Below are 551 nucleotides of genomic sequence, written 5' to 3'. Positions count from 1 at the left end.
GGAGGACGGAGGTGCCGCCCTCGGAGCCGCCGGCGGCCACGTGGGCGCCGACGAGATCGCCGCCCGCCGTGACGGCGCGCAGCCGCGGATGCCGGTCGACGCCCGCCCGCGCGGTCTCCAGCTCGTCCACCACCACGACCTCGGCCAGCACGTGCTCCAGGGCCGAGCGCAGGTGATCGGGCACCGTCACCAGATCGGCCGCCCGCCGCCCGCCGCCGCGATCCGCCGCCCGCGCGGGCGCGCTCCTGTCGTGCCTGTCCGCGCCCAGCGCGACGAGGAGGGTGGCCTGGCCGGCGCTCCGCGAACGCAGCAGCTCCAGGGCCTCCACGGCGGTGTCGAGCGACTTGACCGTGATCGCCTCGGCGACGGAGCCCAGGACGGCCGCCACGGCCGGCTCGGCGCCGGGCGTCACCTGCATCGAGGCGGCGAGCGGCCCCAGCACCCCGAAGAGGTCGGCCTCCAGCAGCGCCGCCCAGCCGTCGACCTTGGCCAGCCCCATCTCCAGCGCCTCGCGCCGGGCGGCCAGCTCGGCCACGTCGCGCTGCGCCTGC

The 551-nt window shown here is 78.6% G+C and carries 1 pseudogene; it reads right to left on the bottom strand.

Going from position 1 to position 551, the window contains the following annotated elements:
* Positions 1 to 551, bottom strand: a pseudogene (locus tag ABFX54_RS43985) (chromosome segregation protein SMC); the annotation flags it as partial.

It is taken from the genome of Nonomuraea maheshkhaliensis (assembly GCF_039529435.1).
Taxonomy (GTDB): domain Bacteria; phylum Actinomycetota; class Actinomycetes; order Streptosporangiales; family Streptosporangiaceae; genus Nonomuraea; species Nonomuraea maheshkhaliensis.
This window is presented reverse-complemented; position numbering and strand designations above follow the sequence as displayed.